This window comes from Azospirillum sp. TSO35-2 (assembly GCF_003116095.1).
Classification (GTDB): Bacteria; Pseudomonadota; Alphaproteobacteria; order Azospirillales; family Azospirillaceae; genus Azospirillum.
On sequence record NZ_LGRA01000008.1, the window covers coordinates 8341 to 14066 of the forward strand.

General features: G+C 69.7%; 2 protein-coding genes. One reads left to right on the forward strand and one right to left on the reverse strand.

Going from position 1 to position 5726, the window contains the following annotated elements:
* Window positions 1-442 (reverse strand): hypothetical protein (locus TSO352_RS33755; protein ID WP_247871835.1); only part of this gene is annotated, 442 nt, incomplete at its 3' end.
* On the opposite strand from TSO352_RS33755, the gene TSO352_RS01545 reads away from it, so the two are divergent.
* A partial coding sequence (locus tag TSO352_RS01545; RefSeq protein WP_247871836.1) for a calcium-binding protein occupies window positions 399-5726 on the forward strand: 5328 nt, incomplete at its 3' end. The two genes, TSO352_RS33755 and TSO352_RS01545, sit on opposite strands and share 44 nt — an antisense overlap.

Genomic DNA, 5726 nt, shown 5'->3' on the forward strand with positions numbered 1-5726 from the left:
GCGCCACCGCGGTGGACGTCGCCGGCAACACCTCCACGGCGTCCAGCGGACTGGCGGTCACCATCGACACCACAGTTGCGGCGCCGACTGGTTTGGCCTTGGCGTCGGGCTCGGACAGCGGCTCGAACAGCAGCGACCGCCTCACCAACGTGGTGGCTCCGTCCGTCACCGGCACGGCGGAAGCCAGCAGCGTCGTCACCTTGTATGACGGCACCACCGTTCTCGGCACCGGCACGGCGAACGGCAGCGGTGTGTGGTCGATCACCAGCGCGACCTTGGGTGAAGGCGGGCACACGCTGAGCGCCACGGCGGTCGACGTCGCTGGCAACAGCTCCACCGCCTCCACCGGGCTGGCGATCACCATCGACACCACGGTCGCGGCGCCGATTGGCTTGGCCTTGGCGTCGGGTTCGGACAGCGGCTCGAACAGCAGCGACCGCATCACCAACGTGGTGGCTCCGACCGTCACCGGCACGGCGGAAGCCAGCAGCGTCGTCACGCTCTACGACGGCACCACCGTTCTCGGCACCGGCACCGCCGACGGCAGCGGGGTGTGGTCGATCACCAGCGCCACCCTTGTTAACGGCGGGCACACGCTGAGCGCCACCGCGGTGGACGTCGCCGGCAACACCTCCACGGCGTCGAGCGGACTGACCGTCACCATCGACACGACGGCGCCGGGCGCGCCGACCGGCTTGGCGCTGACCCCGGACTCGGACACCGGCTGGAGCAACACCGACCGGGTGACCGGTGCGCGACAGCCGGCGCTGGTCGGCACGGCCGACGCCAACAGCACGGTGGTGCTGTACGACGACACGACCGCGCTGGGCACCGCCGTTGCGGACGCCAACGGGTTGTGGACCATCACCGCCGGCGCCTCGCTGGCCGACGGCATACACACGCTCACCGCCACCCAGATCAATTCGGTCGGCAACACCTCCGGTCCCTCGTCGGGACTGCTGATCACCATCAGTGCGACGCCGCCGTCGGTGACCGGCGTGGTCATCAGCGACGGACCCTTCGCGCTGGGTTCGCAAATCTCGGTCGAGGTCACCTTCAGCGACACCGTGGTCATCGTGGGCACGGATTCCACCCTGGCCCTGACCATCGGCACCACCACCCGGCAGGCGACCTTCGCGGACAGCGCCGGCTCGTCCGCGACCTACACCTACACGGTGCAGCCGGGCGATGTGGATGCGGACGGCGTGACGGCCGTCGCCAACGGCCTGACGCTGAACACGAGCACGATTCGTGACGGCAGCGCCAACAACGCGGTGCTGACCTACGCGGCGGTAACCAATTCCAGCGCCCCGTCGCTGGTCTATCCGGTCACCACCACCGCCGGCACGACGGTGACGCTGGCGCAGTACAACACCATTCTCGGCAACGCCGGCACCGACGTCATCACCCTGGGAAGCGCCGGCAACACGGTCGAGATCTCCGCGCTGGAGACCCTGATCGGCTCGGCCGGCACGGATCTCATCAGCGTCGCCCCGACCACCGGGACGACGCTGCTGTTGTCCGAGGTCGAAACGCTCCTCGGCGGCAGCGGAACGGACGCGATCACGCTGGGCACGGCGGGCGGAACGTTGCGGGTCAGCGGGGTCGAGACGCTTCTGGGTGGCGTCGGCACCGATGTCGTGACGCTTCTGGATGCCGGCAGCACCATCTACACCGCCGCCATCGAGACGCTGACGGGCGGGACCGGCATCGACGTCGTGGTGTTCGCCAACACCCAGGGCAACACCTTGGCCCAGCGGTCGGTCGAGACGCTGATCGGCGCCGCGGGGAACGATGTCCTGCTGCTCGAAACCGGCGGCAGCACCGTCGCGGTCGGCCTGTTCGAAACGATCACCGGCGACACGGCGGTCGATCTGGTGTCGCTGGCCGGCGGGTTCGGCAGCACCATGCTCGTCAACGCGCTGGACACCCTGCAAGGCGGCGTCGGCACCGACGTCATCACCATCGGCACCGCCGGCGGCACCCTCCTGGTCTCGGCGCTGGAGACGTTGACCGGCAGCAGCCGCAGCGACGTGGTGACGCTCGGCACCGCCGGCAACACGCTGATCGTCACCGCGGTGGAAACCCTGTTCGGCGCAAGCGGCATCGACGCCGTCACGCTCGGCGGGACGGTCGGTTCGACGCTCGTCCTGAACCTGATCGACAGCATCATCGGCACCGTCGGCACCGACCTGCTGTCGCTGGGCACCAGCGGGGGCACGCTGTTCGCCTCCGGGATCGAAACCATCGTCGGCGAACAGGGCTCCGACGTGCTGGTGCTGGCCAGCACCGGTTCCACGCTGCTGGCCAGCGCCCTCGAAACCCTGACCGGCGCCGCCGGCACGGAGGTCGTGACGCTGGCCGGCGCCGGCAACACGCTGCGGGTCGACCTGCTGGAGACGCTGACCGGCAGCACCGGCAACGACGTCGTGACCCTGGGCTCGGCGGGCACGACGCTGCTCGTCCGTGGCATCGAGACGCTGACCGGCGGCGTGGGCAGCGACGCGGTGACCCTGGCGCAGACCGGCAACACGCTGGTCGTCTCGATCCTGGAAACCCTTCTGGGCGGCCAGGGGACCGACGTGGTCGGGCTGGGGACCGCCGGCAACACGCTGTTCGTCTCGTCCATCGAGACCTTGAGCGGCGGCTCGGGCAATGATGCGATTTTCCTCGCCTCCGGCGGCAACACGCTGGCTCTGGGCAACATCGAGACGCTGACCGGCAACAGCGGCACCGACGTGGTGACGCTGATCGGTGACGGCAGCCCGATGCAGATCGGGCTGTTCGAAACCATCATCGGCAGCACGGTCAACGATCTCGTCACGTTGGGCAGCAGCGGCAACACGCTGCTTGTCCTTCAGCTCGAGACGCTGCTGGGTGGCGCCGGCCTGGACGTGGTGACGCTGGGGTCCGGCGGCAGCACGCTGGTGACCGTTGCGGTGGAAACGCTGATCGGCGGTGCCGGTCTGGACGTGGTGACACTGGGCACCGCGGGCACGACGGTGCGGATCACCGCCATCGAGTCGATCACCGGCAACAGCGGGCGTGACGTCGTCCATCTGTCGGACGGTGGCGGCACCTTTGTCGTCAACCTGCTGGAAACGCTGGTCGGCAGCTCGGGCAGCGACGTGGCGATGATCGGCGAGCTGGGCGGCGGCTCGACGCTGCTGATCGCCGGGCTGGAGATCCTGGTCGGCAACGCCGGGGCGGACGTCGTCACCCTCAGCGACGGCGGCAACACGACGCTGCTGCGCATGCTGGAGACGCTGACCGGCGGTACCGGCCTCGACGCCATCACCATCGGCAACCGCGGCTCGACCATGGTGGCGTCGAACCTGGAAACGCTGGTGGGCGGCTTCGCGCTCGACGTCATCACGCTGGGCGCCGGCGGCAACACGCTGCTGGCGTCTCAGCTGGAGACGCTGACCGGCGGCGCCGGGCTGGACGTGGTGACGCTCGCCACCGCCGGCTTCGACAGCGCGGCGGACATGAACCGGGTGTCGGGCACCAGCGGCAACACGCTGCTGGTCGCCGGTCTGGAGACGCTGATCGGGTCGAGCGGGACGGACGTGGTCTATCTCGGCTCGGCCGGCAACACGCTGCTGGTCGCCGGTCTGGAGGTTCTGGTCGGCGGGGCGGGCAACGACGCGGTGACGCTGGGCGACGGCGGCAACACGGTGCTGCTGCGCGGCATCGAGACGCTGACCGGCAGCGCCGGCACCGACCTGCTGCTGCTGGGCGACACCGGCAACACGGCGACGGTGTCGCTGTTCGAGACGATCACCGGCGGTACCGGCATCGATGCCATCCTGCTGGGCAACGCCGGCAACACGCTGGTGGCGTCCCAGATTGAGACGCTGCTGGGCGGTGCCGGCCTGGACGTGGTGATGCTCGGGACGGGTGGCAGCACGCTGGCGACCGCTGCGGTGGAGACGCTGATCGGCGGATCGGGGCTGGACACCATCCTGCTCGGCACCGCGGGCGGCACGCTGTCGGTGTCGGCGATCGAGACCGTCACCGGCGGGGCGGCCACCGACCTGATCACGCTGGGGTCGGCCGGCATCACGGTGCAGGCCAACGCCCTTGAAACCATCATCGGCGGGGTGGGCTCCGATCTTGTCTTCCTGGGCGCCGCCGGCAGCACGCTGCTGGCGTCGGCTCTCGAGATATTGATCGGCGGCAGCGGTCAGGATGTCGTCGCGCTGGGCACCGGCGGCAACACGCTGCTGTTGCGCGGGGTCGAAACGCTGACCGGCGGGGCCGGCAGCGACGCGGTCACCATCGGCGATACCGGCACCACCATGCTGGTGAGCGCGCTTGAGACGCTGACCGGCGGCGCCGGCCTGGACGTCATCGCGCTTGGGTCGGCCGGCAACACGCTGACGGTGTCGTCCCTCGAGACGCTGACCGGCGGGGTCGGCAGCGACGTGGTCACCATCGGCACGCAGGGCGCGACGCTGGTGGCGAACGCGCTCGAAACCCTGCTGGGGGGCACGGCGTCCGAACTCGTGTTCCTCGGGTCGGCCGGCTCGACGATCCTGGTGTCGGGCATCGATACCCTGATCGGCGGCACCGGCACCGACATCGTCACCTTGGGCCCGTCGGGCAACACCGTGCTGCTGCGCGGCATCGAGACGCTGATCGGCAACGGCGGCGTCGACGTGCTGACGCTCGGCAACATCGGCAACACCGCGGCCGTCTCGCTGTTCGAGACGATCGACGGCGGCCTGGGCAGCGATCTCATCACCCTCGGCTCGGTCGGCAGCACCCTCAGCGTCTCGGGCATCGAGACGCTGATCGGTGGAACGGGCACCGATGTGGTGACGATCGGCACCGCCGGCTCGACCATGCTGGTGATCGGCATCGAGACGCTGATCGGCGGTTCGGGCGTCGAGGTGATCCTCACCGGTTCGGCCGGTGCGACGCTGACGGTGTCCGGCGCCGATTTCGTGGTCGGCGGGACCGGCACGGATGTGCTGACCCTGGGTGCCGTCGGCAACACCAGCGTTGTCCGCGGCATCGAGACGCTGATCGGTGGCGCGGGTTCCGACATCGTGTCCCTGGGCGACACCGGCAACAGCCTGACGGTCCAGAGCGATGTCGAAATCCTGGTCGGCGGCGCCGGCACCGATGTGGTGAGCATCGGCAGCGGTGGTTCCACCCTGCTGACCCGCGGCATCGAAACGCTGCTGGGCGGCATCGGCAGCGACGTGATCACGCTCGGCGACACGCCGAACACGATCACGGTGACCGGCATCGACACCCTGACCGGCGGTGCCAACACCGACGTCGTCGTCACCGGTTCGGCCGGCGTGACGATGATGGTCTCGGGCGTCGAGTTCCTGGTCGGCGGCAGCGGCACCGACGTCGTGACCCTGGGTGCGGCGGGCAACACCGTCATCACCCGTGGCATCGACACCCTGTCGGGCGGCGCGGGCAGCGACTGGGTGATCCTAGGCGACACCGGCGCCACCATGGCGCTGGGCAGCGATGTCGAGCTGCTGATCGGCGGTGCCGGCGTCGACGTGGTGAGCACCGGCAGCGGCGGCTCCACCCTGCTGACCCGCGGCATCGAAACACTGCTGGGTGGTACCGGCAACGACGTGATCACGCTCGGCGACACGCCGAACACGATCACCGTGTCGGGTGTCGACACCCTGACCGGCGGCGCTTCCACCGACATCGTCTTCACCGGCGCGGCCGGCGTGACGATGCTGGCTTCGGGC